Source organism: Serratia sp. CY74737 (assembly GCF_052166775.1).
GTDB lineage: Bacteria > Pseudomonadota > Gammaproteobacteria > Enterobacterales > Enterobacteriaceae > Serratia > Serratia ureilytica.
Genome location: NZ_JBJNOF010000002.1, coordinates 692647 through 717835, shown reverse-complemented (window position 1 = coordinate 717835; position 25189 = coordinate 692647). Strand labels below are relative to the sequence as shown.

Below are 25189 nucleotides of genomic sequence, written 5' to 3'. Positions count from 1 at the left end.
CTGTGGAATACTCAATACTCTATCACTGTTAGAGTCACAATTTTGAAAAAAACCATGCTGGTTATTTTGTTGACGGTGTTGCTGGATGCGGTGGGCATCGGTCTGATCATGCCGATTCTGCCGGCGTTGTTGCGTTCGCTGGGCGGTCTTGACGCCGGCAGCCTGCACTACGGCGCCCTGCTGGCGGCCTATGCGTTAATGCAATTTCTGTTCTCGCCGATCCTCGGCGCGCTGAGCGATCGTTTCGGCCGGCGGCCGGTGCTGCTCATCTCGCTCGCTGGCGCGGCGGCCGACTATCTGCTGATGGCGTTCGCGCCGACGCTGGCCTGGCTCTATCTGGGCCGGTTGCTGGCGGGCATCACCGGCGCCAACATGGCGGTCGCCACCGCTTACGTCACCGACATTACGCCGGCCGGTCAACGCGCGCGGCGTTTCGGCCTGGTGGGCGCGGTATTTGGCGTCGGTTTTATCGTCGGCCCGCTGCTCGGCGGTTCGCTGGGCGAGTGGCATCTGCATGCGCCCTTCCTGGCGGCGGCGGCGATGAACGCCGTCAACCTGGCGATGGCGTTTTTCCTGCTGCCGGAATCGCGTAAACCCCGCGCCCGCGCCGCCGAGAAAATCCGCCTCAATCCCTTTTCGTCATTGCGACGGCTGCACGGCAAGCCTGGCCTGCTGCCGCTGGCCGGCATTTACCTGATCATGGCGCTGGTTTCGCAGGCGCCGGCCACATTGTGGATTTTATACGGTCAGGATCGTTTCGGCTGGAGCATGATGGTGGCGGGCCTGTCGCTGGCCGGTTACGGCGCCTGCCATGCGCTGTCGCAGGCCTTCGCCATCGGCCCGCTGGTCGCGCGGCTCGGCGAACGCAAGGCGCTGCTGATCGGCCTGGCCGCCGACGCAATGGGCCTGGCGCTGCTGTCGATCGCCACGCGCGGCTGGGCACCTTTCGCCTTGCTGCCGTTCTTCGCGGCAGGCGGTATGGCGCTGCCCGCGCTGCAGGCGTTAATGGCGCAAAAGGTGGACGACGATCATCAGGGCGAGCTGCAAGGGACGCTGGCCAGCATGGGCAGCCTGATCGGCGTCGCGGGGCCGCTGGTGGCGACGGCGCTGTACGCCGCCACGCGCGATGTCTGGCCGGGTCTGGTCTGGGCGTTGGCCGCCGCCCTCTATCTGTTAGTTCCACTGTTGCTGGCGCGTTCGCGCGAGCGTGACGCGGCATAACGTCGAGCTCCCCCTCTCCCGCTTAAGCTGATTTATGGCTAAGCAAGGCATTATTCAGCATAAGCGGGCGCTTTACACGCCACTGCGCCGCTCATTATCATCGCCCTTATCCCGCCGCAGGAAAATTTAAATGCCGTTTCATGGCGTTACGCACAGCGCGTCATCGCTACCGTTCACTTCGCCTATCGGAAAATCAGGATGAGAAAACTCACAACGCCGCTGATCGCCGCCCTGCTGCTCGGCCTGTTTAGCCTGCCGGCCGGCGCGCAGGAGAAACCGCAACAAATCACCATCGGTTACCAGAAAGCCAACATTTTTGCGCTGCTGAAATACCGCGGCACGCTGGAGAAAACCCTGGAGCCGCAGGGCGTCAAGGTCCGCTGGATAGAATTCCCCGCCGGCCCGCAGATGTTGGAAGGGTTGAACGTCGGCAGCATCGATCTGGCGGCGACCGGCGACGCCCCGCCGGCCTTCGCGCAAGCCGCCAAGGCCGATCTGGTTTATTTGGCGCATTCGCCGCCCAGCCCGAAAACCGAAGCCATCGTGGTGCCGCAGGATTCGGCGATCCGCTCCGTGGCCGATCTGAAAGGCAAACGCGTGGCGTTGAACAAAGGGTCTGACGTCAATTACCTGCTGGTGAGCGCGCTGGAACAGGCCGGCTTGAGCTACAAGGACATCACGCCGGTCTATCTGCCGCCGAGCGATGCCCGCGCCGCCTTCCAGCGCGGCAGCGTCGACGCCTGGGTGATTTGGGATCCCTACTACGCCGAGGTGGAAACCCATGCCAACGCCCGCCGGCTGAAAGACGCGGAAGGTCTGGTGCCGCACTACACCTTCTATCTCGCCAGCCGCCGCTTTGCCGAAACCTACCCGGACAGCGCCAAGCAGGTGATTCAACAGCTCGGCGCGCTGAGCGACTGGGCCAACGGCCATCCGCAGGAAGCGGCGGCGATCCTCGCTCAGAGCACCGGCCTGGATCAGGCCATTTGGGCCAGAGCCATCGCCCGCATGCCGTTCGGCAGCCAGCGCATGTCGCCGGAGGTGTTCAGACAGCAGCAGCAGTTGGCGGATAAATTCACCGCCATCGGACTGCTGCCGGGTAAGGTGGACGTCAATGCCGCCCGCTGGTCCGAAGATAAGCCCGAGGCGCCGTAGCCTTTGCCGCGCTTTGGCTTTAGAAAGCAGAAACCGGCATTTTGCCGCCGGAGTAAGCTGACCTATGCTAACCCTGTGTGATGAAACGCGTTTTCATGGCATGTCTTCCGGAACGTTTTGCTTTATTTGTTCGTCGTGAACCCTGGGCCGCCCCTGACTGGTGCGGCTTTTCTTTTTTGTTCGGCAGTGCCAGCGGCGGGGAATTTTGCTATGTTAACCCGCAGATACGCTTCCCGTTTTCAGCCGCCGGATCGACTCATGTTTACCCACAAAGCAATCGCCGCGCTCAACGCCCTGGAGCTGATGGTTTATAACTACGTCAGCAAACACAAGAATCAAGTGATGTACATGACCATCCGCGAACTGGCCGAGGCCGCCGGCGTGTCCACCACCACCGTGCTGCGATTTTGCAAAAAAATGGGGTGTGACGGCTATTCCGAATTTCGCATCCGTTTCAAACTGTACCTGGAGCAAACCGATGCGCCGCCGGTCGATTCCGGCATCGGCGAAATTCTCAGTTTTTTTAAAAGCGTCAGCAACGATGAATTTAATCAGTTGCTCGATGAAGCGGTGCGGCATATCGCCGCCGCCGAGCGAATTATTTTCGTCGGCATCAGTACCTCCGGCGCCCTGGGGAAATATGGCGCGCGTTTCTTTTCCAACGTCGGAAAATTCAGCACCCATATCGACGATCCTTATTATCCCGTCAACAGCGATATGTATAAAAGCGCAGTGGCGATCATGCTGTCGGTTTCCGGCGAAACCGAAGAAATCCTGCGGCTGGCCAGCCAGTTCAGCCTGCACCACTGTAAAATCATCAGCATCACCAACAACGAAACCTCTTCGCTGGCGCGGCTGGCGGACTTCAATCTGTCTTATCATGTCCCGCAACACTTGATCGGCGATCATCATAATATTACTACGCAAATTCCCGTGCTTTATATTATTGAAACCATCGGCAAGCGCCTGGGAAGAATGAACGCGATAAAATAAAACAGGCTGTTTTTTTATTGTGACAAATCACGTTTTACGGCGATTTGTTATATCGTGACATTTCTTTCGGTCTTGTTACTCTATTGGCAACGCGAACGTTATTACCCTTCATTAAATAAGATGAGACATTGACGATGAAACAGTTGCCGAAAGATTTTCTGTGGGGAGGCGCGGTCGCCGCGCACCAGGTTGAAGGCGGTTGGGATCAGGGCGGCAAAGGGCCAAGCATCGCCGACGTGCTGTCCGGCGGTTCGCACGGCGTGGATCGCGTGATGACCGACGGCGTGCTCGACGGCTATCGCTATCCCAACCACGAAGCGGTGGACTTCTACGGCCGCTACAAGCAGGACGTGGCGCTGTTCGCCGAGATGGGCTTCAAGTGTTTTCGTACCTCGATCGCCTGGACGCGCATTTTCCCGAACGGCGACGAAGCAACGCCGAACGAAGCCGGCCTGCAGTTTTACGACGACCTGTTCGACGAATTGCTGAAATACGGCATCCAGCCGGTGATCACCCTGTCCCACTTCGAAATGCCTTACCATTTGGTAAAAGCCTACGGCGGCTGGAAAAATCGCCGGGTGGTGGAGTTCTTCGTGCGCTTTAGCGAAGTGGTGATGCGCCGCTACCGCGAAAAAGTGAAGTACTGGATGACCTTCAACGAAATCAACAACCAGAGCAACTACCGCTACCCGCTGTTCGGCTACTGCTGTTCCGGCGTGGACTATACCCAGGAAGACAACCCCGAGCAGACGCTGTACCAGGTGTTGCACCACCAGTTCGTCGCCAGCGCGCAGGTGGTCAAACTCGGCCATCAGATCAACCCGGAATTCAAGATCGGCTGCATGCTGGCCTGCGTGCCGTTCTACCCTTATTCCTGCAAGCCGGACGACGTGATGTACGCCGTGGAAGCGATGCACCAGCGCTATCTGTATACCGACGTGCAGATGCGCGGCTACTACCCCAGCTACCTGCTGCGTGACTGGGAACGCAAAGGGCTGAAGATCGAGATGCAGCCGCAGGACGCGCAGATCCTGCGCGAGGGCTGCACCGATTACATCGGCTTCAGCTATTACATGAGCAATGCGCTGCAGGCCAACGCGGTGGACGGCAGCGACGGCATGTTCGGCTTCCCGGGCAACGTGCCGAACCCGCACGTCAAAGCCTCCGACTGGGGCTGGCAGATCGATCCGGTCGGGCTGCGCTATTCGCTGAACGTGCTGTATGAACGTTACCAGAAGCCGCTGTTTATCGTGGAAAACGGCTTTGGCGCCTTCGACAAGGTGGAAGCGGATGGCCAGATTAACGATGACTATCGCATCGACTATCTGCGCGCCCATATCGAAGAGATGAAAAAAGCGGTGATTGAAGACGGCGTAGACCTGATCGGCTATACGCCGTGGGGCTGCATCGACTGCGTGTCGTTCACTACCGGCGAGTACAGCAAGCGCTACGGCTTCATCTACGTCGATAAACATGACGACGGCACCGGCTCGCTGGAACGGTCGCGCAAGAAAAGCTTCGACTGGTATCGTCGGGTGATCGCCAGCAACGGCGAACAGCTGTAACCGCCGCAGCTCAGGGGCGTCACCGCCCCTTCTCGCCCATGCCGAACGGCATGGGCGTTTTCGCTTATATCGCCGGGAATGGCGCCCCGACATAATTTTCCGCCAGCATCGTCATGGCGCTGCGCGATTTCACCGTGTACTGCAGCTCTGAGAGTTGCAGTCGGTGTTCGAAAGGCGTGTCTTCCCGCCGGGTGTGCAGCATGTGGGTCATCCACCAGGAAAAATGCTCGGCGCGCCAGACCCGCTGCAAGGCGGTGTCGCTGTAATCGTCCAGCCGTTGCCAGTCGCCTCGCCGGTAAAACGTCTCCAGCGCCTGGGACAACAGGCAAACATCGGCCATGGCCAGATTCAACCCTTTGGCGCCGGTCGGCGGCACGATATGCGCCGCGTCGCCCGCCAACAGCAGGCGCCGGTAGCGCATCGGTTCGGTAACGAAGCTGCGCATGCCCACCACGTTTTTCTGAAATATGCGGCCCTTTTTCAGCGTCCAGCCCTCATGGTTTTCCAGCCGCTGCTCCAACTCGCGCCAGATACGATCGTCCGACCATTGATCGACCTGTTCCGCAGGATCGCACTGAAAATACATGCGCTGCACGCCGGGCGAACGGGTGCTGATCAACGCAAAACCGCGCGGATGGCAGGCGTAGATCAGCTCTTCGCTGGACGGCGGCGCTTCGACCAGAATGCCGAACCAGCCGAACGGATAGGTACGGGTGTAATCCTGCCGCAGCCCGCCGGGCATCGCCGCGCGGCTGATGCCGTGGAATCCGTCGCATCCGATGACAAAGTCGCAGCGCAGCCGGCGCGGCTGGTCGCCATGACGGTAGTGAACCTCGGGCTGCGCGCTGTCCAGCGCCTTCAATTCAACCTTCTCCACCTCGAAAAACAGATGGCCCTGCGCCGCCAGACGCGCGGCGATCAGGTCTTTCAATACTTCGTGCTGGGCATAAACGGTGACGGCGCGCTCGGTCAATCCGGCCAGATCGATGCGGTGCTGCCGGCCGCCGAACGCCAAGCGGATCCCCTGATGCCGCGCCCCTTCCCGCCGCATCCGCTCCCCCAATCCGGTCTGCTCGAGCAGATCGACGGTCCCCTGTTCGAGCACCCCGGCGCGAATGGTCGATTCCACCGCCTCCCGGCTGCGCGTTTCCAACACCACCGATTCCACACCTTGCAGGTGCAGCAGATGGGACAACATCAAGCCGGCCGGACCGGCGCCGATGATCACAACCTGTGTGCGCATAGCATGACTCCCTCATAGCATTTTGTTGAGCGGCGCCGGCAGCGCCGGGTAGCCGCCGGAAAGGTGTTTGGCGAGCAGCGCCAGCGCCGCGATCAGCGCCGGGATGGCCAACAACGTGAAAATGGTGCTGAACGACAGCTGCATCTGCATCAGCACGCCACCGCTCATCGCCCCCAGAATGCCGCCAAAACGCCCGAGACCGAGCATCCAGGCTACGCCGGTCGCCCGGCTCTGGGTGGGATAGAACCCGGCCGCCAGGGCCGGCATGGATGACTGGGCGCCGTTCATGCAGGTGCCGGCGATGAACACCGTGAGCGCCATCAGCAGCGGAGAGGTATAGACATAGCCGATGATGCCGACGAACAAACCGGTCAGCAAATAGCCGACGGCCACCACCTTGTGCGGGTTCATGCGATCCATCAACCAACCGATAATCAATACGCCAAGCCCCCCGCCGAGCGGAAACAGCGCGGTGATCAGCGACGCCTGCGTAACGGAGGCGCCGGTTTCACGGATCAGCAGCGGCAGCCAACTGGTCAACAGATAGAAGATCATCAATCCCATGAAGTAAGTCAGACACAGCATCAACGTGCCCAGCAGATAGCGACGCGAAAAGATCATGCCCAGCGGCGACGCTGCCTTTACCAGCCCCTCTTCCTGCAACATGAAGCGCGGCGGCGGCGTCATTCGGATCGGCGCAATGCGCTTCAGCACCTTGGCGATGCGCTCTGCGGCATAGCCACGCGCGACCATGAAGCGCACGGATTCAGGCAAGGCGGCGATCAGGACCAGCGCCAGCAGCAACGGCATAACGCCGCCCAGCACCAGCACGCTCTGCCAGCCGAAATGCGGGATCAGCCAGGCGGAAGAAAAACCGCCCAGCGACGAACCGAGAGGGAAACCGCAAAACATCAGATTCACCATCAGGGCTCGGCAGCGCTGAGGGGCATATTCCGACATCAGCGTGGCGGCGTTCGGCATGGCCGCCCCCAGTCCCAGCCCGGTCAAAAAACGCAGCAGCGTCAGCGTCGAAAGCGAGCCGGCGAAGGCGGTCAGCAGGCTGAAGCCGCCGAACAGCAGCAGCGAAATCACCAGCACTTTCTTGCGGCCGATGCGATCCGCCAACGGGCCGGCGGCCAACGCGCCTACCGCCAGACCGACCAGCGCGGCGCTCATTACCGGCCCCAGCGCGGTTTTGTCTATTCCCCACTCCTGCACCAGCGACGTGGCGATGAAGCCGATAATGGCGGTATCGAAACCGTCCAGCGCGACCGCCAAAAAACACAAAGCCAGTATCAACCACTGGTAGCGAGAAAATGGCTGGTTATCGATAAACCCTCGAATTTCTACGTTGTTATCATGCGACATGGCTTGCTCCTCAGAGAGTGCGGCAAACCTCACCGCACGGAACAGCCGGCTGCGAGCCGGCGAGAGGGTTAATTTGTGCGATTATCGGAATATAGTTCGTTAATCGACAATCAAATCAAACCACCCCACGGCGAATGCTTCAATATTGTTAAAAAAATAAGCGTGCGATAAACGAACATCAGAAAACGGTAAATAAAATAATTTTATTTACTATTAGTTGGATATGGAGATTTAAGCCGTGACTACGGCGTGGGGAGTTGTGATTTTGTTAACATTTTACAAACATCATGAGCGCCCGGTCTGACGTTGACCCTGGGCCGGAGGGAACCGGCGCTTGTCAAACCGCGCTCGCCGCCTAAAAACAGGAAGCGAGCGCAAGCCTCGGCGCTATTGGCTCACGGTGCCGTTTGCGCGGCCGCGAGGTATTTCGCCATTTCCGCCGTCGGCACCATGCCGCCGCCGGTCGCCCATACCAGATGCGTCGCCTGGGCCAGGTGCTCGGCGCTCACGCCCTGCTCGCTGAGCTGCCGCGCATGAGCGGTAACGCGCCACGGCCCGGCCATGCCGGCCAGGGCGGAGGGTTCCAGCTGGATATGCTCGTGCCTGTCCAACAACCCGAGCAGCGCGAACATCTCTTCGTCGCTCAGGGTGTAAAACGCGCTTAGCAGGCGCTCCATCGCCCGGCCGACAAAACCGGAGGCGCGCCCCACCGCCAGTCCGTCCGCCGCCGTGCGGTTGTCGATGCCGAGATCTTGCACCGCAATGCCGTCATGCAACCCGCTGTAGACGCCGAGCAGCATGCAAGGGGAATGGGTCGGTTCGGCGAAAATGCAGTGAACATGATCGCCGAACGCCAGCTTGAGGCCAAAGGCGACTCCGCCCGGCCCGCCGCCGACGCCGCACGGCAGATAAACGAACAGCGGATGCTGCGCGTCCACCACGATGCCCTGTTCGGCAAACTGCCGCTTCAGGCGGCCGCCGGCCACCGCGTAGCCGAGGAACAGGGTTTGCGAGTTTTCATCATCGATAAAGAAGCAACTCGGATCGTCCGCCGCCTGTTTGCGCCCTTGTTCGACCGCCACGCCGTAATCGTCGGCGTACTCCACCACCGTCACGCCATTGTCGCGCAGCTTCTGTTTTTTCCACGCCCGCGCGTCCGCCGACATGTGCACGCTGACGTCAAACCCCAACCGGGCGCTGATGATGCCGATGGATAATCCCAGATTGCCGGTCGATCCGACGGCGATGCGGTACTGGCTGAAGAATTGACGGAACTCGTCGGAAAACAGCCGGGCGTAGTCGTCGCCGGTGTGCAGCAGCCCCGCCTCCAGCGCCAGCTTTTCCGCGTGCGTCAGCACCTCATAGATGCCGCCGCGTGCCTTGATTGAGCCGGAAATCGGCAGATGGCTGTCCTTTTTCAACAGCAGGCGCCCGCCCAACGTCTGCCCATAGCGCCGATCCAACGCGAGCTGCATGGCCGGGATCGCCACCAGCTCGGATTCGATGATCCCCTTTGTCGGTTGGGTTTCCGGGAAGGCCGCGGCAAGATAAGGCGCGAAACGCGCCAGGCGCTGCTCCGCGTCGGCGACGTCGGCGGCGGTCAACCCGACGTGGGGCAACCCTGCGGCCAGCGTTGTCGCGCGCGGATTGAACCAGGTGATCGGCTCTAGCGCGACCATGCGTTGCAACAGCGGATGCTGGGCGACCCACGATAGGATCTGTGATTTCTGCATAAGTGTCCCTGACTGATGTTGGCGTTGCCGTCACCTTGCCGCGAACGCCGGCGGCTGACAAATGATAAATTCTGAGCTTGAGGTGCACTAGATTGATGCAAGCGCGACGTTAGCCGGCCGTCACGCCAAACAGCAGGCCGACGCCGGAAGAAACCGCCATCGCCAGTGCGCTCCAGATGAGGATGCGCGCCACGCCCGGCAAGATCGGCGCCCCGCCGGTTTTCGCGGCGATGCCGCCGAGAACGCCGAGGGAAATCAGCGCCGACGCCACCAGCGCCGGCCGCGTCCAGGCAACCGGTACCCACATCGCCACCAGCAGCGGCAACAGCGCGCCAAGGGAGAAACTCAGGGCCGACGCCAACGCAGCCTGCAGCGGCCGGGCGCGGGTGGTGGAGGAAATGCCCAGTTCGTCGCGCGCGTGCGCCTCCAGCGCATCATGCGCCATCAGCTTTTCCGCCACCTGCCGGGCCAGCGCCGGATCCAGACCGCGATGCACGTAGATTGACGTCAGTTCGCGAAACTCCCCCGGGTAGTCTTCAAGCAGCTCCGCCTGCTCTTCCGCCAGCGCGGCCTTTTCGGTATCCGCCTGAGACGAGACCGACACATACTCGCCGGTGGCCATCGACATCGCGCCGGCCACCCACCCGGCGACGCCGGCGATCATCAGCGCGGAATGCGAGGCGCTGGCCGCCGCGACGCCCAGCAGCAGGCTGGCCGTTGAAACGATGCCGTCGTTGGCGCCGAGCACCGCCGCCCGCAGCCAGCCGATGCGTTCAATACTGTGCCGTTCTCGGTGCATCCGTTCTCTCCCTCTGTGACTGTTGCGCTACTCGCGCGCCGCCGCTTCCAGCCCGGCGATGTCGATTTTGCCCATCAGCAGCATCGCTTCCGTTACCCGCCGCACGCGGGCGGCGTCGGGATCGTTCATCAACTCCGTCAGGCGCCGCGGCACAATTTGCCAGCACAGCCCCCAGCGATCGCGCAGCCAGCCGCACTGCTCCGCCTCGCCGCCCTCGCTCAACGCATCCCACAGCCTGTCGACTTCCGCCTGATCGTCACATTCCACCATCACGGAGAAACTGTGATTGAACGGATCCAGCGGCCCGGCTTCGATCGCCGCGTAGCGCTGGTCCCCCAGCGTGAAGGCGGCCAGCTTCACACTGCCGGCCGGGCCGCTCGGCGTATCCGCCGGCAGGTCGGAAAACCAGTTCACGGATGATCCGGGGATCAGCGCGACATAGCAATTCAGCGCCGCTTCCATGTCTTTTTCAAACCACAGATGTTGCGTAATTCTGGCCATCTGCGTCTCCTTTACGCATCGAGGATCGGCGCGAAACCGCCGAAGATCATGCGTTTGCCGTCGAACGGCATCTCGCCCAGCGCTTTCATGCGCGGATCGTTCATCATTTTCTCATTGGCGGCGTCGCGCACCGCTTTGGAGGGGTACTCTATCCAGCTGAACACCACCACTTCGTCTTCCTGGGCTTTCACCGCGCCGCGAAAGTCGGTGAGCTTGCCATCGGGCACGTCATCGCCCCAGCACTCCACGATGCGCGTGGCGCCAAACTCTTTGAACAGCGGCGCTGCCGCCGCCGCCAACCGGTGATAAGCCTCCTTATTGGCGGCCGGCACCGCCACCACAAACCCGTCTACGTATTTCATTCTGGCATCCTCTTGTCTGATTAAGGACAGTCGGTTCGGCGCAGGCGGAAATGCCCGCGTCCCTTACCAGTTTAGACCGCAGGCACGCTGCGCGGATCGGAAGTTCAGCGGCCGTGACAGGCCGGCGGAGACGATTCCGGTGTGGCGACCCGGTTGCGGCCGGCGTTTTTCGCTTTGTACACCGCCAGATCCGCCAGCTTCAGCAGATCCGCCAGGCTTTGGCCGGAACCGCCCGGGCAGGTCACCATGCCGATGCTGACGGTGATCTGCAGCGGATGCCCGGCCGGCATGAGGATAGACTCCGTTTCGATGCGTTGCCGCAGGCGTTCGGCCAATTGCCATCCCTGCTGCGGCTGGCCGAGCGTCGAAACGATGGCGAACTCTTCGCCCCCCATGCGGCCGAACAGGTCACCGACGCTCAGATCGGCGGCGATCGCGCGGGTAAAAGCCATCAGCGCCTGATCGCCGCCGGCATGGCCGAAACGGTCATTAATCGATTTGAAATAGTCGATATCGAGCATCATGACGCACACCAACTCGCCCTTTTGGTCTATCAACCGTTCGCCGCGCTGCATAAACGCATTGCGCGTCAGCACGTGCGTCAACGCATCGTGATTCGCCACGTGCTCCAGCGTGCGCAGCAGCGCATTGCGCGCATAGTTCATGCTGGCCACGGCGATAGGCCCCAGCGCCAGCAACGCGATGCCCAAACGCATCGATACCGCGTTTTGCAACACCTTCATGTCAAGCGTCGAACTCAACAGCCCGAAATCGATAGCCAGATGGCACCACAGCACATAGATCAGCACCGCAATCATGGTGCAGAACAGTGAGAAGGACATCGCCAGCCACAGCAGCACCGGCATGGGAAAGATCACCGCCCCGGGGCCGCCGATCAGCACGCTGCACACCGCCGCCAGCAACAGCAGCGCCAACACCGTGAGTTTTCGCCCCGCCCGCGGCCATTGGCTGCGCTGGGTGAACATGGCGCCGGCCGCCGCAAGGCGACGTCGCCAATCGCCGGGAAACGCCAGAATAAACGGCATCAGCGTGACGTAATTGGTGAACTCGGACGAGAACCACAGCGCCAGCGAGGTCAGATAGGGTCTGCCGAACAGCCACTGCGAAGTTACGGCGCCCACCGCGCCGGTCGCGGCGGCGGCGGCCAGGCAGATGCCGAACAGGTACATGCTGGACGTGCCGCGTTGCAACATGCGCGCCGGCGGCGACAGCCGCATGAACAACAGATACCCCACCACGACGCCGGTCAGATTGGCGACGTTCAGCAGCAGCGTCTTTTGCAGCGAACTGCCGGTCAACAGATCCGCCGCCAGATAGCCCAGCACCGCCATGCCCCAGCCGGCTCGCGTAGCCCACTGTGGCCGACGCACCAAAACGGCCAGCAGTACGGCGTTCACCGGCCAGAATATCGCCAGAAAGCTGCCGGGGCGACTCACGATGCCCAGCAGACACAGGGTGAACACCAACAAAAAAATGATGAGCGCGGGCCAGATTTTCCGGGTATCGGACAACGAGGTGGTTTGCATCTTGGATCCAGAGACTTCCGCTAGCATAAAGTGACAGTCTGTTCGCGTCACAACCGTCGGCGGTGAGGCGAAGATAAACGGCCGACCCGCCTATTATTGCCAGTTTTGCCTGCCCGGACACCTGTTTATTCATCAAGGGAAAATATATTTGTGTATCAATATATTGACAGGAATCACCATTCCGGCGAACAAACTGCCGCGCCCCTCCCGTCACTGCGATCGTTATTGCCATCCATCCGACTTTTTACCGGCAAAATCGCCGTCTTTTTCCCTAATAACAAAATTAAATCGTGCAATGAAGGGATACCGGCATTCCCCTCTATTCAAAACCTATAAATGATAATTATAATGATAATCGTTACTATTTATTATTTTTTCATGGAATTATATGCACCAGTCAGTTCTTCGCCACCCCACTAAAAGAAATAAAAATCACGTTCTTCGCACGCTGCCCCTGATTGCCGGTTTATTCCCCGCGCTGGCGATCGCCGCCGCGCCCGGCGCAAAAACGGAGGAATCCATTACGGTGACCGCCGCGGCCCAACCTTCCGGCAGCTATAGCGCCGACACCGCCTCGACCGCCGGCAAAACCGCCGCGCCGATCGCCGAGGTGCCGCAATCGGTCAGCGTCGTCACCTCTCAGGTCATTGACGACTTCCAGGTCAAAAGCGTCAATGATGCGATGAAGTTCGTCAGCGGCGTCACCCAGGGCAACACGCTCGGCGGCACGGAGGATGGCTTCGTCAAACGCGGGTTCGGGGTTAACTCCGACGGCTCGGTCTTCATCGACGGTGTGCGCAGCAACCAAGGGTTGAGCATGGACGCCACCACCGATCGCGTCGAGGTCCTGAAAGGTTCCGCGTCGCTGCTGTATGGCATCCTCAGCCCCGGCGGCGTCATCAATCTGATCAGCAAAAAACCGCAGTATGACTGGAACACCCGCATCAGCGGCGCCACCAACAGTTTTGGCGGTGGCAGCGGCAGCGTCGATGTGACCGGCCCGCTGGGCGGCGGCTTCGCCTTTCGCCTGATCGCCGAACGCCAGCACGCAGATTACTGGCGCAATTTCGGCAGCGACGAACACACGCTGATCGCCCCCTCGCTCAGTTGGTTCGGCGACCAGGCTTCCTTTAACATCGCCTACAGCGAATACAAGTACGACATTCCTTACGATCGCGGCACCGCATTTATCGACGGCAAACCGGTCGATGTGCCCTATAACCGCCGCTTGGATGACTACGCGAACCATGCCTGGGGCAAGAACAAACGTCTGAACGCCCATTATGAGTACGCGCTCGATCCGATCTGGACGACCCGCTTCAACTACGCCTGGCTGCAACGCCGTTACGACAGCAACGAAGTGCGCGCCACCGCGGTCGACACCACGACCGGCATCGTCTCGCGCCGCGCCGACGCCAACCGCGGTTTCAATCATCAAACCCACTATTACTCCTGGGATCTGACCGGTTCGCCGCAGCTGTTCGGCATGCAGCACGATCTGCTGCTGGGCGTGGACTACGAGAAAAATCAGACCTACAAGGCCTATTCCTACCGCGGCAAGGTCTCGAAGACCTTCAACATGTACGACCCGGTGTATGGCGAAACGCCGATCACCGACAGCACCACCTACAGCGACGCGTCAAGCAACCTGCGCGCCACGCTGTTCAGCCGTTCCCTGTACGCCAAGGACAGCATTCATCTTACCGATCAATGGATCGCGGTGCTGGGCGCGCGCTATCAGTCGTATTACCAGAACAACAGCAACGGTTTCCAGAAACCAAAAAATACGCTCAATGACAAAGACGACCAGTTTTTGCCGCAGGCGGGGTTGGTGTATAAGCTGACGCCGAGCCTGTCGCTGTACGGCAATTACAGCCGTTCGTTCACGCCGTCCACCGCCATCGACGACAATGCCAACGTCGCCACGCCGGAAACCGGCACCACCTATGAGGTGGGCGGAAAATGGCAGATCACCCCGGCGTTTGACGCCACGCTGGCGCTCTATCGCATTGATGAAAGCAACATGTCGATCTTTATCAACGGCGTGACCCGCAGCATCCCCAAAGCGCGCTCCACCGGCGTCGAACTGGAGTTGAACGGGGAAGTGGCGCGCAACTGGGATCTCACCGCCAACTACAGCTACGACAAGACCGAAATTGTCGAAGACAACCTCAACCCGGACAACGTCGGCAATCGGCTGGTCAACGCCCCAACCAACATGGGCGGCCTGTACCTCAGCCGCCGCATGACATTGCCGGTGGTGCCCGGCGAGGTGCGCATTGGCGGCGGCGCGCGCTACGTCGGTCGCCGAGCCGGCGATCCGGAGAACAGTTTCACCATGCCGGCCTATACCGTGGCGGATGCCTTTGTCGCCTGGGACAGCAAGCTGCTTGGGAAACATACCCAGCTGAAACTGAATGTGAAAAACCTGTTCAACCGCGAGTACTATGCCTCCAGCGCCGGTAATTTACGCGTGATTGAGGGTGAACCGCGCAGCCTGAGCCTGCAGGCGACGGTCGATTTCTAACCTGTTATGCCGTGGGCGCCGTTTGGCGCCCGTTTTCTTTGCGCTGGCCCTCAAAACGTCTTGCGGCACATCACATCGGCGAGAAAATCCAGCAACGCGCGGTTGAACAGCGCGGGCCGCTGCAGCGGCGCGAAATGGCTGACGCCCGGCAGCGTCGTCAAACGGGCGCCGGGAATGCTGCGGCTAAGATAGGCGGCATGTTCGGCGCGGATAAATTCATCGTGTTCGCTGTGAACGATCGTCACCGGCACGCGAATGGCCGCCAATTCCTGTGCGCGGTAGTCCGGCTGGCTGCTCATCATCAGGCTCACGGCGGCGACGAACGCCTCGAAATCGTCCGGCGTCGGCGACAAGGCGGCATAGTCCTGCGCATGGCGCGCAAAACAGCGCTCGACGATCGGGCTGGGCGCCAACGGTTTAACGCCGCTGGCGTCCATATTGCAGCCGAAGAAAAAAACGCCGTCCACCTGCCCGGGCGCCTGATGGGCGGCGATGAGCGCGACGCAAGCGCCGTCGCTCCAGCCCGCCAGCGCGGCGTGGGGTATTTGCAGCGCCGCCATCACCGCCAACAGATCATCGGCCATCCGATCGTAACGATACGGCCGGGCGTCGCGCGTGCTGCGCCCGTGCCCGCGGCTATCGATGAGCAACACCCCGTATCCGGCGGCCAGCAATGCCGGCAGCTGATACCCCCAGTTGCCGCTGTGGCCCAGGCCGCCGTGCAACAGGATCACCGCCGGTCCGTCGCCATAAGCGGCATACCAAATACGCGCGCCGTCGTGGTCAATATAACCCTGCCGGGCTCCCGGCGGTAAGGGCGGCGCCCCTAACGCGGCAAAGCGCGTCAAATCGTCGTCGATGTGCATCTTTCCCCCCTCGTTCGCCGGCGCGGTGCGGCGAAACGGCATCCAAGGAGTATAGATCGCACTGGCGGGCGGTAGCGTTCGCTTTCCCGACATATACTTAAAGGAGGAATCGCAATGGAGGACGGAGAGATGAAAAAGATAACGCTGGTGCTTTTGACGTTGTTGCTGAGCGGCTGTATCGGCGGCGGCGGCCCGTCGAATGCGCCGCCGGCGTCGCCGAATGAGCCCTACACCTGCAGCAACTCCGGCGCCAACAGCGACTGTTCGCAGTCCGTGGAGCCGTCGATGTACTAGCCGCGTTCGGCGGGCCGTTGATGAACGACCCGCCGCCTCATGGCAGAACTAGGAAGAGTGTTCCTCTTCGTTAGCCTGATATCGCGTCGCCTGCTGCTTCATGAACACCACCTCCTGCGGGCTGGACAGGCTCACTTCCTGAGCGCGCAACAGCTTGAGGATGTTAAACAGCAGTTCACTCTTGGTGGCGCCGACCATGCGCGGGCTCGGCACATAGCCAGTCACGCTCAGGATAATGCCGTCCGGCCCCAACTGGCTGAAGCGCACGTAAGGCGCCGGCGTCTCCAGAATGGTTTCGTACTCGTTGTAAGCGCTCAGCAGGATATTGCGCACCTGCTCCGGATCGATCGAGGTCGGGAACGTCAGCGCAATGGTCACCACGCCTTGCGCGTTGCCCATGGTGGCGTTACGCACGTTCTGTGAGATCAGCTGCGAGTTCGGTACGATCATGGTGGAGCGGTCGCTGAGCTGAATTTCGGTGGCGCGTACGTTGATGCGCCGCACGTCGCCTTCCACGCCGCCGATGCCGATCATATCCCCGACCTTCACCGGGCGTTCGGTCAGCAGGATCAGGCCGGAAATAAAGTTCTTCACAATCTCCTGCAAACCAAAACCGATACCGACCGACAGGGCGCTGACGATCCACGCCAGGTTGCTCCACTGGATGCCCAGCGCCGCCAGGGTGATCAGAATGACCAGCACATAGCCGATATTGCTGAACAGCGTCACCAGCGAGGCACGAATGCCGACGTCCGAAATGGTCTTCGGCAGCAGCTCAGAGCCCAGCCAGCGCCGCACCGCGCGCAGAATGTAGATGCCGATCGCCAGGCAGATCACGGCGTTGAGCAGGTTGCCTGGCACGATGTTGAAACGCTGCAAGCCTTCGCCGGTCAGGATCGAGACGATTTTCTCCATCAGCGAGCCCGGCGTGGTGCTGCCGAACGAGCCGTTGAACAACGCGACGATCATCAACAGCAACAGCGAACATTTGGCCAGCGCGGTGGTGATGATCGCCACCTGCTCCAGATGGCGATCCTTGAAGCTGAGCGTTTTCTTCAGCATCTTGCCGCTGACGGTCTGCGGCGAAAACAGCGCGGCACACAGGTCAGTGGCGAACAGCACCATGAAGTAGAACGCCATCAGCACCAGCACCACCCAGATGAGCTGGTAGGTCAGGAAGCGGGCAAAAGCGATATAGCCCACGAGCAGTGAAAGCAGGATCACCACCGAACACACCAGGGTGACGATATGCACCAGCCCGCCGACCAGCGTGCGTTTTTCCAGGTGCGCGCCCTGCTGCTCCAGACGGCGACGAATGCGCTGGCCGCGCAGCGGCGCCGCCAGCAGCACCATGCCGATCAGCCCCGCCACCAGGCCGTTGCCGAAGATGGTGGTGGCCAATGAGGCGCTGACGACGTTGTTGATCAGCTCCACGGTGCCGAACGCCAGCGCCAGGCCGGCCAGCAGCGGCGAGAAGTAACGCAGCCCGGCGGCCACTTCATTGTCCAGCGAAGCCAAACGCCAGGACGGGCGATTCAGCGACAGCGCCGCACGCCCCAGCCCGGCGATCAGCGCGCAGAAAATCCCCAGACGGTTAAAGCCTTCGGCGAAGTCTTCCAACATGACCGGCAGCGGCTGCACGCGGATAAAGACGTAATACAGCAGGTTCAGCGCAATCGAGGTGGTGATCACCGTCACCGCCACGGTGATGATGGCCATAAAGCTGCGGCGCAGGCGCCCGTCCGGCAGGAAGCGAATGCTGACCCAGGCGAGGAAACGCTCGGACAAATAGCGCCCCCAGGACCAGACGATCACCGCCAGCGCCAGCAACGCCAGGGTGCCGTACCGCCATTCGTCCTGCCAACTGGCGTCCCAGGCCGCTTTCATCTCAGCGTTGAACTGGTTCAGCCGCTGCACGTCATCCGCTGACGGCTGCACGACCGGCGTCCAGAATTTGACGCCCAAAATGCTGCCGGTGTTCAGCGCCAGTTGGGTTTTGAACGCCACCCGACGCAGATCGCTGATCTGCTGGCCCAGGTCGAAGGCGCTGGTCTTGATGGCCTGCGCGCGTTTTACCGCATCGTCCAACTGCTTCTTGCTGCTGTTCAGCGCATTGCGCTGCTGGGCGACGGCCGGGGTTTCCGGCAGCGCACCGGCCGCCGGGGCCGGCCCCAGCACGTCCAGCTGCGCCTGCAGTTTTTCCTGAACCGGCTGCAGATCGGCGGACAATTTATCCATGCTGGCGACCAGATCGTCCGTCGCCAACCGCAGCTTGCTGAGCTGGGTGTCGGTCGTCGCTTTGGAAACCAGCTGCTTCATGCTGTCCAACTGCTTTTGCGCGGCTTTCAACTGCGTAGCGGGATCGGGCGCGCTTTCGGCGGCGGGATCATCCTGGGTAGCGGCGACGGCGGCGAACGGCGTCAGTTGCATACCCAACAGCAATAATAACAACAGCAGGAACGGGCGAGGCTTTAACATAAATTCAGTGCTCAGCATCATTATCTGATAGACAGACGAACAGGCGGCGGATGAACCGTCGCTTAACCATAAACGCTAATTATAATAGCTGCTTAATGTCGGCCGAAATACAGTAATTATTCCCATTGTGTGCCACGCGCCCGCGCTCGCCTTAGCTTGCTGATTATTCAGGCGCTTTTACACTGGCGATACGGCATGAAGCGCTCTATAATCCAGCCACCGATTAACCTGAAACCAACAAAAGGAGACTTACTATGCTGACGTGTGAATTGGTTTTTCACTCACACTTCTTTGGTAATCGTCGCCGCTCAAGCATTACCGGTATCGCGCTGCGATAACCCAGCTTGAGCGAAGCTTACTAAAATCCAGGATCTTCCCTCCGGCTTACCGGGTTATCGTCAGCAATATTTGACGATAGGCATTGTCATGCCTGTAACTCTTGAGTAAGCAATGAGCACATTACTGTCTGCACAATCTGTCGGTTACGACAACGCGTTCGGCGTCCTGCTGAGCGAGATTTCCTTCAGCCTGAAAAAAGGCGACCGCATCGGTTTGATCGGCGATAACGGCTGCGGCAAAAGCACCCTGCTGCAAATTCTCAGCGGCGACCTGCCTGCGCACACCGGAACGGTGACATTGTCACATCAATGTCTGATGGCGCGCATCGAGCAGCACCTGCCGCCGGAACTGCACGCCAGCACCCTGCTGGATACGGTTCTGGCGCGGCTGCCTGCGGGCCAACACCTCAGCGAACGCTGGCGCTGCGAAGCGCTACTGGCCGAGCTGGGGTTTGAACCGGCGAGCTGGATGCTGACCGCCGGCACCCTCAGCGGCGGCCAGCATACGCGGCTGTTGTTGGCGCGCGCGCTGATCCGCCAGCCCGATCTGCTGCTGCTCGACGAACCCAGCAACCACCTGGACCTGCCCACGCTGCTGTGGCTGGAACAGTTCTTGCGTAACTGGACCGGCAGCTTCGTGCTGGTGTCGCACGATCGCTATCTGCTCGACCAGGTAACCAACTGCACCTGGATCCTGCGCGACAAAACGCTGCAGTTCTTCCGTTTGCCCTGCTCTGCGGCGCGCACCGCGCTGGCGGAACAGGACGCCGCGGACGAACAGCGGCGCCACGCCGAGCAAAAGGAAATCGACCGGGTGGAAAAAAGCGCCAAGCGCCTGGCGACCTGGGGCAAGGTCTACGACAACGAAGATCTGGCGCGCAAGGCCAAGCAAATGGAGAAGCGCGTCGATCGGTTGAAGGAAGAACAGACCACCCTGACCGCCGGCAGTCCATGGCGGCTGCGGCTGCAGGGAGAAGCGCTGGACGCCGATCGCCTGCTGGCGCTGCCGCACTGGGCGGTGCGCCCGGCACCGGATGCGCCGGTGCTGTTCAGCCTGGAACATCTGCGCGTGAAAAGCGGCGATCGCATCGCCATCGTCGGGCGCAACGGCTGCGGAAAATCGTCGCTGTTGCGCCTGCTGTGGCGCGAGTATCAGCAACAAACGCAGCGCCCGGCGCTGTTCCATCCGCGCGTGCGTATCGGCTATTACGATCAGAGCCTGCAACAGCTGCGCGATGAAGACACGTTGAGCGAAGCGCTGGCGCAGTTTGCGCCGCTGACCGAGGAACAGCGGAAAATGGCGCTGATCGGCGCCGGGTTCCCTTACCTGCGCCACCATCAGCAGATCCGTTCGTTGAGCGGCGGCGAGCGTTCACGGCTGCTGTTTGTCGGCCTGACGCTGGCCAACCATTCGTTGCTGCTGCTGGACGAGCCCACCAACCACCTGGATATGGCGGGCAAAGAGGAGCTGGCGGAAACGCTGCGTCAGTTCCCCGGCGCCGTCATGCTGGTCACCCACGATCGGATGCTGATCGAACAGAGCTGCAACCGCTTTTGGCTGATAGACCAACAAAAACTGGAGGAGTGGCACGATCTGGCGCCGGTGTACCAGCGTCTGGCGGGTGAAACGCCGGCGCTGCCGACGGCGCACGAGGCCAACGCAGACGCCCCGACGCCAAACCCGCAGTTGGAAGGCGAAGAGGCGTTGCTGACCGCCCTGTTTGCCCTCGAAAGCAAACTGGAGGCCGACCTGGCGCGTAAACCGAAGCATCAAAAACCGGAGCTTCAGGCGCGCTGGCGCCGCGAGATTGCCGACATCACCGCCCGGTTGCATCTGGGCTAATCCCACAGGCCGCCGCCCGGCGGCCTGTCAGGCTATTGACAAAGAGGGGAAAAAGCGTGGTTTTTCCCCTCTTTGTGGTGATCAGTCGAAAATCAATAAATTGATTTTCCTTGTTTTTTATTCGGTGCTCTCTGCCAACCCGGCAAGGGTATAAGGTTTGTCATCAATCTCACAGGCCGCCCGGCGGCCTGTTTTTTCCTCTTTGCAAAACCGTGTGCCGCCGGCGGCTTGAGGCGCGACACGCAGCGCTTTTGTTATCCGCAGCGCTGAGCGACACATTACTTTCATCATTCTCTGGCAGGCTACTGCCATTCCTTTTTTTCGTTATCAGGCACTCCATGACGTCACTCTCTCCACGGGACATCGAGGCGCGCTACCGCTTCGCGCGTGAGATCGCCCGCGCCGCCGCCGATCTCGCCTTCAGCTTTTACCAACGCCGGCAAAGCCTGGCCGTCGAGTTTAAACAGGGCCTGCAGGACGTGGTCAGCGAGGCCGACCGCCGCGTCGAGGCGCTGATCCGCCGCATGATTAACCGGCGGTTTCCCCTGGATGGGTTTCTCGGCGAAGAGAGCGGCGGCACCAACGATAGCGCGGCCTGCCTTTGGGTCGTCGATCCGATCGACGGCACCGCCTGCTTCCTGAACGGGCTGCATACCTGGTGTATCGCGATAAGCGTGGTGATCGACGGTGAGCCGACGATCGGCGTGGTTTACGATCCCAATCACCGCGAGATGTTCCGCGCCTGCCGCGGCCAAGGCGCTTTCCTCAACGGGGAACCGATCGGCGTGCATGCCGGGCGCAGCGTCGCGGATGGCGTGATGGGCGTCGGGATATCACCTCGCGCCTCGGCGGCGGAATTCAGCGGTTTTCTCTGTCGCCTGCTGCAGGCGGGCGGCATGTTTGTGCGCAGCGGCTCCGGCGCGTTGATGACCGCCCAGGTGGCCGCCGGTCGGCTGCTGGGCTATTACGAACCGCATATGAACGCCTGGGACAGCCTGCCTGGACTGGTGCTGACGCGCGAAGCCGGCGGCGTGGCGAATGACTTTATGCATCACAACGGGCTGCGGCGCGGCAACCCGCTGCTGCTGGCCAACGCGGCGCTCTATCCGCAATTGGCCGAGCTGATTCAAACGCCGGGCTTGATCGGCTCGACGTGCCCTATCGCGCGTGAGATGGCCGGATAAAGCGCGCGCAGCCGCCGCTCGACCCGATCGACCGCATCGTGCGCGGCGGCGATGGTTACCGCCGGCGACACCCGGCAGTGGAAGTTGACGATGATGCCGCCGTCGGTTCTGCGCGCCCGGATGTTGTGCACGTCTTGCACCTTATCCCCCTGCTCCAGCGCCGACTGCAAAATCAGCCGGATATCGGCCAGCTCGGCGGCGGAAACATCCTCGCTGGCCAGCCAGTGCGGCGTCTGCGGCTCCAGATGGGTCTCTATCTCGGTGTCCTCGCCGATCGCCTGACGCAGGATCCCTTCTATCTCCGTGGCAATATCATGCGCCTGCGCCACGCTGGCGTTGGCCGGCACCGCCAGATCCATGCCGATCGCCATGTGCGTCGGCAACTGCTGCAAGGTGACGTTCTGCACCTGCGCGCCGTGATTGGCGGCGATCGCCCGAATGCGCGTCGCCATGTCTTCGTCGCTGCGGGTCTGCGGCACCGCGATGACGGTAAACTCCGCCTTGGCATACTGCTGCCGCAGCCGTTCGACGATTTCTCGCTTCAACGCATCGATGCGCTCCAGCGGCAAGGTGCGGCACACCGCCACCGTGATCTCGACAAACAGTACGGCGCCGGCGTTGCGAATACGCACGCTGTCGCAGGCCAGCACCGCCGGGAAGCTGTCCAGCGTGGCGCGAATCGCCTCGGTGGCCCCGGCGGGCGCAGCATCCATCAGCGAGTCGAAGGAACGTTTACCCAGTTTGATTGCCGCGACAAAGATAAAACCGGCGACGATCAGCGCGGCGATGGCGTCCGCACGGCCAAAGCCCAGCAGCACAAACACCATGCCCAGCAGCACCACGCCGGACGAAAGCATGTCGGAGAAGAAATGCAGCGCATCCGCCTCCAGCGCCGCGCTGTCGGTCGCCTTGGCGACGCGGTTGAGCGCCCGCACGCGGAAAAAATCGACGCAGATGGAAATCAGCAGCACCGCGATCACCACCGGCGCCGCGACTATCTCATGCGGTTGTCCGAGCAGGCTGCCGCCCGCCTCGTAGACGATCCAACCGGCGGCGCCGAGCAACAGCAACACCTCGAACAGCGCCGCCAGGTTTTCCACCTTGCCGTGGCCGAAGTGGTGATCGTCATCAGCGGGTTTATCGCTGATGCGCACCGCCAGCCAGGTGATGCTGGTGGCGATAAAATCGGTGAAAGAGTGGATCCCTTCGGATATCAGGCCAATACTGCCGGTAAAAATGCCGGCGACGAATTTGCCCGTGGCCAGCAACCCGCTGGCGATCATCGAGTTTCTGGCCACGGCCTGTTTTTCATTTTGCATTATGCTGCTCACATTCGGACGGTGATTTATTTTTTTACTTTAGAGGATAATTGCCAGACAAAGGCGATCAGCAGCATACTGCCAGAGAAAGTCAGCATGAGGCTAGTCAGAAAATTGGATTTTCCGGTGGAATAAAAATAAATCTCATTCACACCCACCGAAATCATTAAAATGGCGTAGAGCAATCCCAGAATAAGAATCGTCATTATTATCAACTCCCGTATCAGGCCGCGCGTTCAGCGCGCCGCTAAATCCTCCCCATAATAAATAGCGGTTATGGGGAGGATGCATCTAGGCGGATCTTTAGCGTTCATCAATCATCCCATTTGGTGCTCATATAGGCCGCCAACAGGCCCAGTGAGCTGATCATTGCCAGGAATCCCATAAAAATAGTCATGTTTCCCATTGTTTTGTCCTCAGGTTAAATGTTATCGATAAAATCCCCTTGCGTTAAATATCGGGGTTGGTAGGTATCCATGGTTTTTTAACGTCCTCCTCTTTTTTCAACATTCCCGCGCTTTCAAGCGCGGAACCCGTTTAAATTCCCAGGACGTGCTGGGCAATTTTGAAATAGATAATCAGGCCGGTGCCGTCGATAAAGGTGGCGATAAACGGCGCCGACACCACCGCCGGATCGATACCGAGCCGTTTCAGCAGCATCGGGATGATCGACGAAACAATGGCGCTCCATACGGTGATCGCCACCAGCGACAGGCTGAGCACCAGCGTCACCTCCATGCCGACGCCCATGATCCAGGCGCGCACCCAGGCCGCCAGACCAATGGTGACGGCGATCAGTAGCGAGGTCGTGACCTCTTTGCGGATCACCGCGCCCAGATTGCGCAGGCTGACTTCGCCCAGCGCCATGGCGCGCACCAGCGTCGAGGTGATCTGGGTGCCGCTGTTGCCGCCGGTGCCGATCAGCAGCGGGATGAAGAACGCCAGCGCAATCGCCGCTTCGAGCTGATCTTCAAACGCTTTCAGCACGTTGCCGGTGTATGCTTCGGCCACGAACAGCATCAGCAGCCACACCGAGCGTTTGCGCCACAGCGCCCACGGGCTGGTCTCCAGATAAGGCTTGTCCAGCGGCAGGCTCGCGCCCTGACGCTGCGCGTCTTCGGTGTTTTCATCTTCGACCAGCCGAGCGATCTCGCGCTCGCCCAGCACGCCGACCAGCGTGTTGTTGGCCACGACCGGCACCACGTCCAAACCGCCTTTGCCCAGCAGATGCGCCACGTCGTTGCGATCGTCATCGGGTGAAACCTGGAAATAGCTGTAATCCATCATTACGCCGACCGCTTTATCCTGTTCTTCGCACTGCAGCAGTTTTTTCACCGACAGCGTGCCGCGCAAATGATAATCGTCCGCGGTAATAAAGACCCGGGTAGGAATTTCGTCCGTTTTTAGCTGTGAAAGTAAATATTCCCGGGCATGCGTGACCGTCATCGTCGCGGGAACGGTAATAAAATCGGCGTTCATATAACCGGCGACCGAAGTTTCATCGAGCGTTTCAGTCGCGCGCAGCGCCGGAGAAGAAGAGTATTGATGTGACTTGATCATTTTGTCAGTCCCTATTTCTGTTGTGAACTTCAACAGCGAATCGCATAGGGGCGTAACCACAGAGGGAGTGCAGACTGCCTATCTCCGCGTCCAGGTTTTAGCACTATACAACGTATCCGAATTGTTGCTCGGAAGTTACTTTGGGCTGAACCTTAATCCGATAAAGCCTGTCTTAACCTTGGGCATCTCTCGATGTCGTCAGATCAGTAACCTGTGTTTGTATAGGAGCCTCGCCAAACGAGATACTGCATATAAACTACCGGCGCAGTATAGGCGTTGTTTTATCCGGCGGG

The 25189-nt window shown here is 60.6% G+C and carries 21 protein-coding genes and 1 riboswitch; of the genes, 8 read left to right on the top strand and 13 right to left on the bottom strand.

Annotated features, from left to right (window positions below):
• Positions 1-42: 42 nt before the first annotated feature.
• From tet(41) to ACJ8PE_RS05405, 4 genes are all read left to right on the top strand, one after another.
• Complete coding sequence (tet(41), locus tag ACJ8PE_RS05420) at positions 43-1221, top strand: tetracycline efflux MFS transporter Tet(41) (protein ID WP_197792432.1); 1179 nt, start codon at positions 43-45, stop codon at positions 1219-1221.
• Positions 1222-1419: 198 nt separating this feature from the next.
• Positions 1420-2376: a sulfonate ABC transporter substrate-binding protein gene (locus ACJ8PE_RS05415; RefSeq protein ID WP_033643146.1), complete on the top strand. Its 957-nt coding sequence runs from the start codon at positions 1420-1422 to the stop codon at positions 2374-2376.
• Between the two features lie 258 nt (positions 2377-2634).
• On the top strand, positions 2635-3369 hold the full coding sequence (locus ACJ8PE_RS05410; protein ID WP_033643147.1) for a MurR/RpiR family transcriptional regulator: 735 nt from the start codon (positions 2635-2637) through the stop codon (positions 3367-3369).
• 128 nt (positions 3370-3497) lie between these two features.
• Positions 3498-4934, top strand: a complete 1437-nt coding sequence (locus ACJ8PE_RS05405; RefSeq protein WP_269474284.1) for a 6-phospho-beta-glucosidase — start codon at positions 3498-3500, stop codon at positions 4932-4934.
• Positions 4935-4998: 64 nt separating this feature from the next.
• Here ACJ8PE_RS05405 and ACJ8PE_RS05400 read toward each other — a convergent pair whose 3' ends face one another.
• From ACJ8PE_RS05400 to ACJ8PE_RS05370, 7 genes are all read right to left on the bottom strand, one after another.
• Positions 4999-6177, bottom strand: coding sequence for a 4-hydroxybenzoate 3-monooxygenase (locus tag ACJ8PE_RS05400; protein ID WP_197792433.1), 1179 nt, complete (start codon positions 6175-6177; stop codon positions 4999-5001).
• 12 nt (positions 6178-6189) lie between these two features.
• On the bottom strand, positions 6190-7545 hold the full coding sequence (locus ACJ8PE_RS05395; RefSeq protein ID WP_197792435.1) for an MFS transporter: 1356 nt from the start codon (positions 7543-7545) through the stop codon (positions 6190-6192).
• Between the two features lie 395 nt (positions 7546-7940).
• A complete protein-coding gene (locus ACJ8PE_RS05390) occupies positions 7941-9278 on the bottom strand; it encodes a D-serine ammonia-lyase (protein ID WP_182074788.1) in 1338 nt (445 codons plus the stop codon).
• Between the two features lie 109 nt (positions 9279-9387).
• On the bottom strand, positions 9388-10077 hold the full coding sequence (locus ACJ8PE_RS05385) for a VIT1/CCC1 transporter family protein (protein WP_033650345.1): 690 nt from the start codon (positions 10075-10077) through the stop codon (positions 9388-9390).
• Between the two features lie 27 nt (positions 10078-10104).
• Positions 10105-10578, bottom strand: coding sequence for a VOC family protein (locus ACJ8PE_RS05380; protein ID WP_042784572.1), 474 nt, complete (start codon positions 10576-10578; stop codon positions 10105-10107).
• A gap of 11 nt (positions 10579-10589) precedes the next feature.
• Complete coding sequence (locus ACJ8PE_RS05375; protein ID WP_025302905.1) at positions 10590-10940, bottom strand: DUF1428 domain-containing protein; 351 nt, start codon at positions 10938-10940, stop codon at positions 10590-10592.
• 104 nt (positions 10941-11044) lie between these two features.
• Positions 11045-12487 carry a GGDEF domain-containing protein gene (locus ACJ8PE_RS05370; protein WP_033650342.1) on the bottom strand — a complete coding sequence of 481 codons (1443 nt, stop codon included), beginning with the start codon at positions 12485-12487 and terminating at the stop codon, positions 11045-11047.
• Between the two features lie 388 nt (positions 12488-12875).
• On the opposite strand from ACJ8PE_RS05370, the gene ACJ8PE_RS05365 reads away from it, so the two are divergent.
• Positions 12876-15014, top strand: coding sequence for a TonB-dependent siderophore receptor (locus ACJ8PE_RS05365; RefSeq protein ID WP_232099361.1), 2139 nt, complete (start codon positions 12876-12878; stop codon positions 15012-15014).
• Between the two features lie 50 nt (positions 15015-15064).
• On the opposite strand, the gene ACJ8PE_RS05360 is transcribed toward ACJ8PE_RS05365, so the two are convergent.
• The gene (locus tag ACJ8PE_RS05360; RefSeq protein ID WP_197795263.1) at positions 15065-15880 is read right to left on the bottom strand and encodes an alpha/beta fold hydrolase; all 816 of its coding nucleotides are present in this window, start codon (positions 15878-15880) and stop codon (positions 15065-15067) included.
• A gap of 129 nt (positions 15881-16009) precedes the next feature.
• Between ACJ8PE_RS05360 and ACJ8PE_RS05355 the strand changes: the two genes are divergently transcribed.
• Entirely contained in the window at positions 16010-16174 is a 165-nt protein-coding gene (locus ACJ8PE_RS05355) for a hypothetical protein (RefSeq protein WP_176445936.1), read from the top strand.
• 48 nt (positions 16175-16222) lie between these two features.
• Here the strand turns inward: ACJ8PE_RS05355 and ACJ8PE_RS05350 are convergent, their stop codons facing one another.
• Positions 16223-18652, bottom strand: coding sequence for a DUF3772 domain-containing protein (locus tag ACJ8PE_RS05350; protein WP_404768911.1), 2430 nt, complete (start codon positions 18650-18652; stop codon positions 16223-16225).
• A gap of 450 nt (positions 18653-19102) precedes the next feature.
• On the opposite strand from ACJ8PE_RS05350, the gene ACJ8PE_RS05345 reads away from it, so the two are divergent.
• Together ACJ8PE_RS05345 and ACJ8PE_RS05340 are read left to right on the top strand one after the other, a co-directional pair.
• Positions 19103-20833: an ABC-F family ATP-binding cassette domain-containing protein gene (locus tag ACJ8PE_RS05345; RefSeq protein ID WP_197795261.1), complete on the top strand. Its 1731-nt coding sequence runs from the start codon at positions 19103-19105 to the stop codon at positions 20831-20833.
• Positions 20834-21171: 338 nt separating this feature from the next.
• Positions 21172-22017, top strand: coding sequence for an inositol monophosphatase family protein (locus tag ACJ8PE_RS05340; protein ID WP_033650338.1), 846 nt, complete (start codon positions 21172-21174; stop codon positions 22015-22017).
• Here ACJ8PE_RS05340 and ACJ8PE_RS05335 read toward each other — a convergent pair.
• The 4 genes from ACJ8PE_RS05335 to ACJ8PE_RS05320 form a co-directional block, all read right to left on the bottom strand.
• Positions 21960-23336 carry a cation diffusion facilitator family transporter gene (locus tag ACJ8PE_RS05335; protein ID WP_042784582.1) on the bottom strand — a complete coding sequence of 459 codons (1377 nt, stop codon included), beginning with the start codon at positions 23334-23336 and terminating at the stop codon, positions 21960-21962. The two genes, ACJ8PE_RS05340 and ACJ8PE_RS05335, sit on opposite strands and share 58 nt — an antisense overlap.
• Positions 23337-23362: 26 nt before the next feature.
• A complete protein-coding gene (locus tag ACJ8PE_RS05330) occupies positions 23363-23542 on the bottom strand; it encodes a hypothetical protein (RefSeq protein WP_004938106.1) in 180 nt (59 codons plus the stop codon).
• A gap of 107 nt (positions 23543-23649) precedes the next feature.
• Positions 23650-23733 (bottom strand): protein MgtS, encoded by an 84-nt coding sequence (mgtS, locus tag ACJ8PE_RS05325; protein ID WP_369803928.1) that lies wholly within the window; start codon positions 23731-23733, stop codon positions 23650-23652.
• Between the two features lie 140 nt (positions 23734-23873).
• Positions 23874-24896, bottom strand: a complete 1023-nt coding sequence (locus tag ACJ8PE_RS05320; RefSeq protein WP_442536721.1) for a magnesium transporter — start codon at positions 24894-24896, stop codon at positions 23874-23876.
• 75 nt (positions 24897-24971) lie between these two features.
• Positions 24972-25145: riboswitch (M-box (ykoK) riboswitch) on the bottom strand.
• Positions 25146-25189 lie beyond the last annotated feature (44 nt).

Bases quoted from the DNA above. Each gene is read 5' to 3' on its own strand.
- ACJ8PE_RS05415 (WP_033643146.1), top strand. From the start codon at position 1,420: ATGAGAAAACTCACAACGCCGCTGATCGCCGCCCTGCTGCTCGGCCTG.
- ACJ8PE_RS05410 (WP_033643147.1), top strand. From the start codon at position 2,635: ATGTTTACCCACAAAGCAATCGCCGCGCTCAACGCCCTGGAGCTGATG.
- ACJ8PE_RS05400 (WP_197792433.1), bottom strand. From the start codon at position 6,177: ATGCGCACACAGGTTGTGATCATCGGCGCCGGTCCGGCCGGCTTGATG.
- ACJ8PE_RS05395 (WP_197792435.1), bottom strand. From the start codon at position 7,545: ATGTCGCATGATAACAACGTAGAAATTCGAGGGTTTATCGATAACCAG.
- ACJ8PE_RS05390 (WP_182074788.1), bottom strand. From the start codon at position 9,278: ATGCAGAAATCACAGATCCTATCGTGGGTCGCCCAGCATCCGCTGTTG.
- ACJ8PE_RS05385 (WP_033650345.1), bottom strand. From the start codon at position 10,077: ATGCACCGAGAACGGCACAGTATTGAACGCATCGGCTGGCTGCGGGCG.
- ACJ8PE_RS05380 (WP_042784572.1), bottom strand. From the start codon at position 10,578: ATGGCCAGAATTACGCAACATCTGTGGTTTGAAAAAGACATGGAAGCG.
- ACJ8PE_RS05375 (WP_025302905.1), bottom strand. From the start codon at position 10,940: ATGAAATACGTAGACGGGTTTGTGGTGGCGGTGCCGGCCGCCAATAAG.
- ACJ8PE_RS05370 (WP_033650342.1), bottom strand. From the start codon at position 12,487: ATGCAAACCACCTCGTTGTCCGATACCCGGAAAATCTGGCCCGCGCTC.
- ACJ8PE_RS05365 (WP_232099361.1), top strand. From the start codon at position 12,876: ATGCACCAGTCAGTTCTTCGCCACCCCACTAAAAGAAATAAAAATCAC.
- ACJ8PE_RS05360 (WP_197795263.1), bottom strand. From the start codon at position 15,880: ATGCACATCGACGACGATTTGACGCGCTTTGCCGCGTTAGGGGCGCCG.
- ACJ8PE_RS05355 (WP_176445936.1), top strand. From the start codon at position 16,010: ATGAAAAAGATAACGCTGGTGCTTTTGACGTTGTTGCTGAGCGGCTGT.
- ACJ8PE_RS05350 (WP_404768911.1), bottom strand. From the start codon at position 18,652: ATGTTAAAGCCTCGCCCGTTCCTGCTGTTGTTATTATTGCTGTTGGGT.
- ACJ8PE_RS05345 (WP_197795261.1), top strand. From the start codon at position 19,103: ATGAGCACATTACTGTCTGCACAATCTGTCGGTTACGACAACGCGTTC.
- ACJ8PE_RS05340 (WP_033650338.1), top strand. From the start codon at position 21,172: ATGACGTCACTCTCTCCACGGGACATCGAGGCGCGCTACCGCTTCGCG.
- ACJ8PE_RS05335 (WP_042784582.1), bottom strand. From the start codon at position 23,336: ATGCAAAATGAAAAACAGGCCGTGGCCAGAAACTCGATGATCGCCAGC.
- ACJ8PE_RS05330 (WP_004938106.1), bottom strand. From the start codon at position 23,542: ATGACGATTCTTATTCTGGGATTGCTCTACGCCATTTTAATGATTTCG.
- mgtS (WP_369803928.1), bottom strand. From the start codon at position 23,733: ATGACTATTTTTATGGGATTCCTGGCAATGATCAGCTCACTGGGCCTG.
- ACJ8PE_RS05320 (WP_442536721.1), bottom strand. From the start codon at position 24,896: ATGATCAAGTCACATCAATACTCTTCTTCTCCGGCGCTGCGCGCGACT.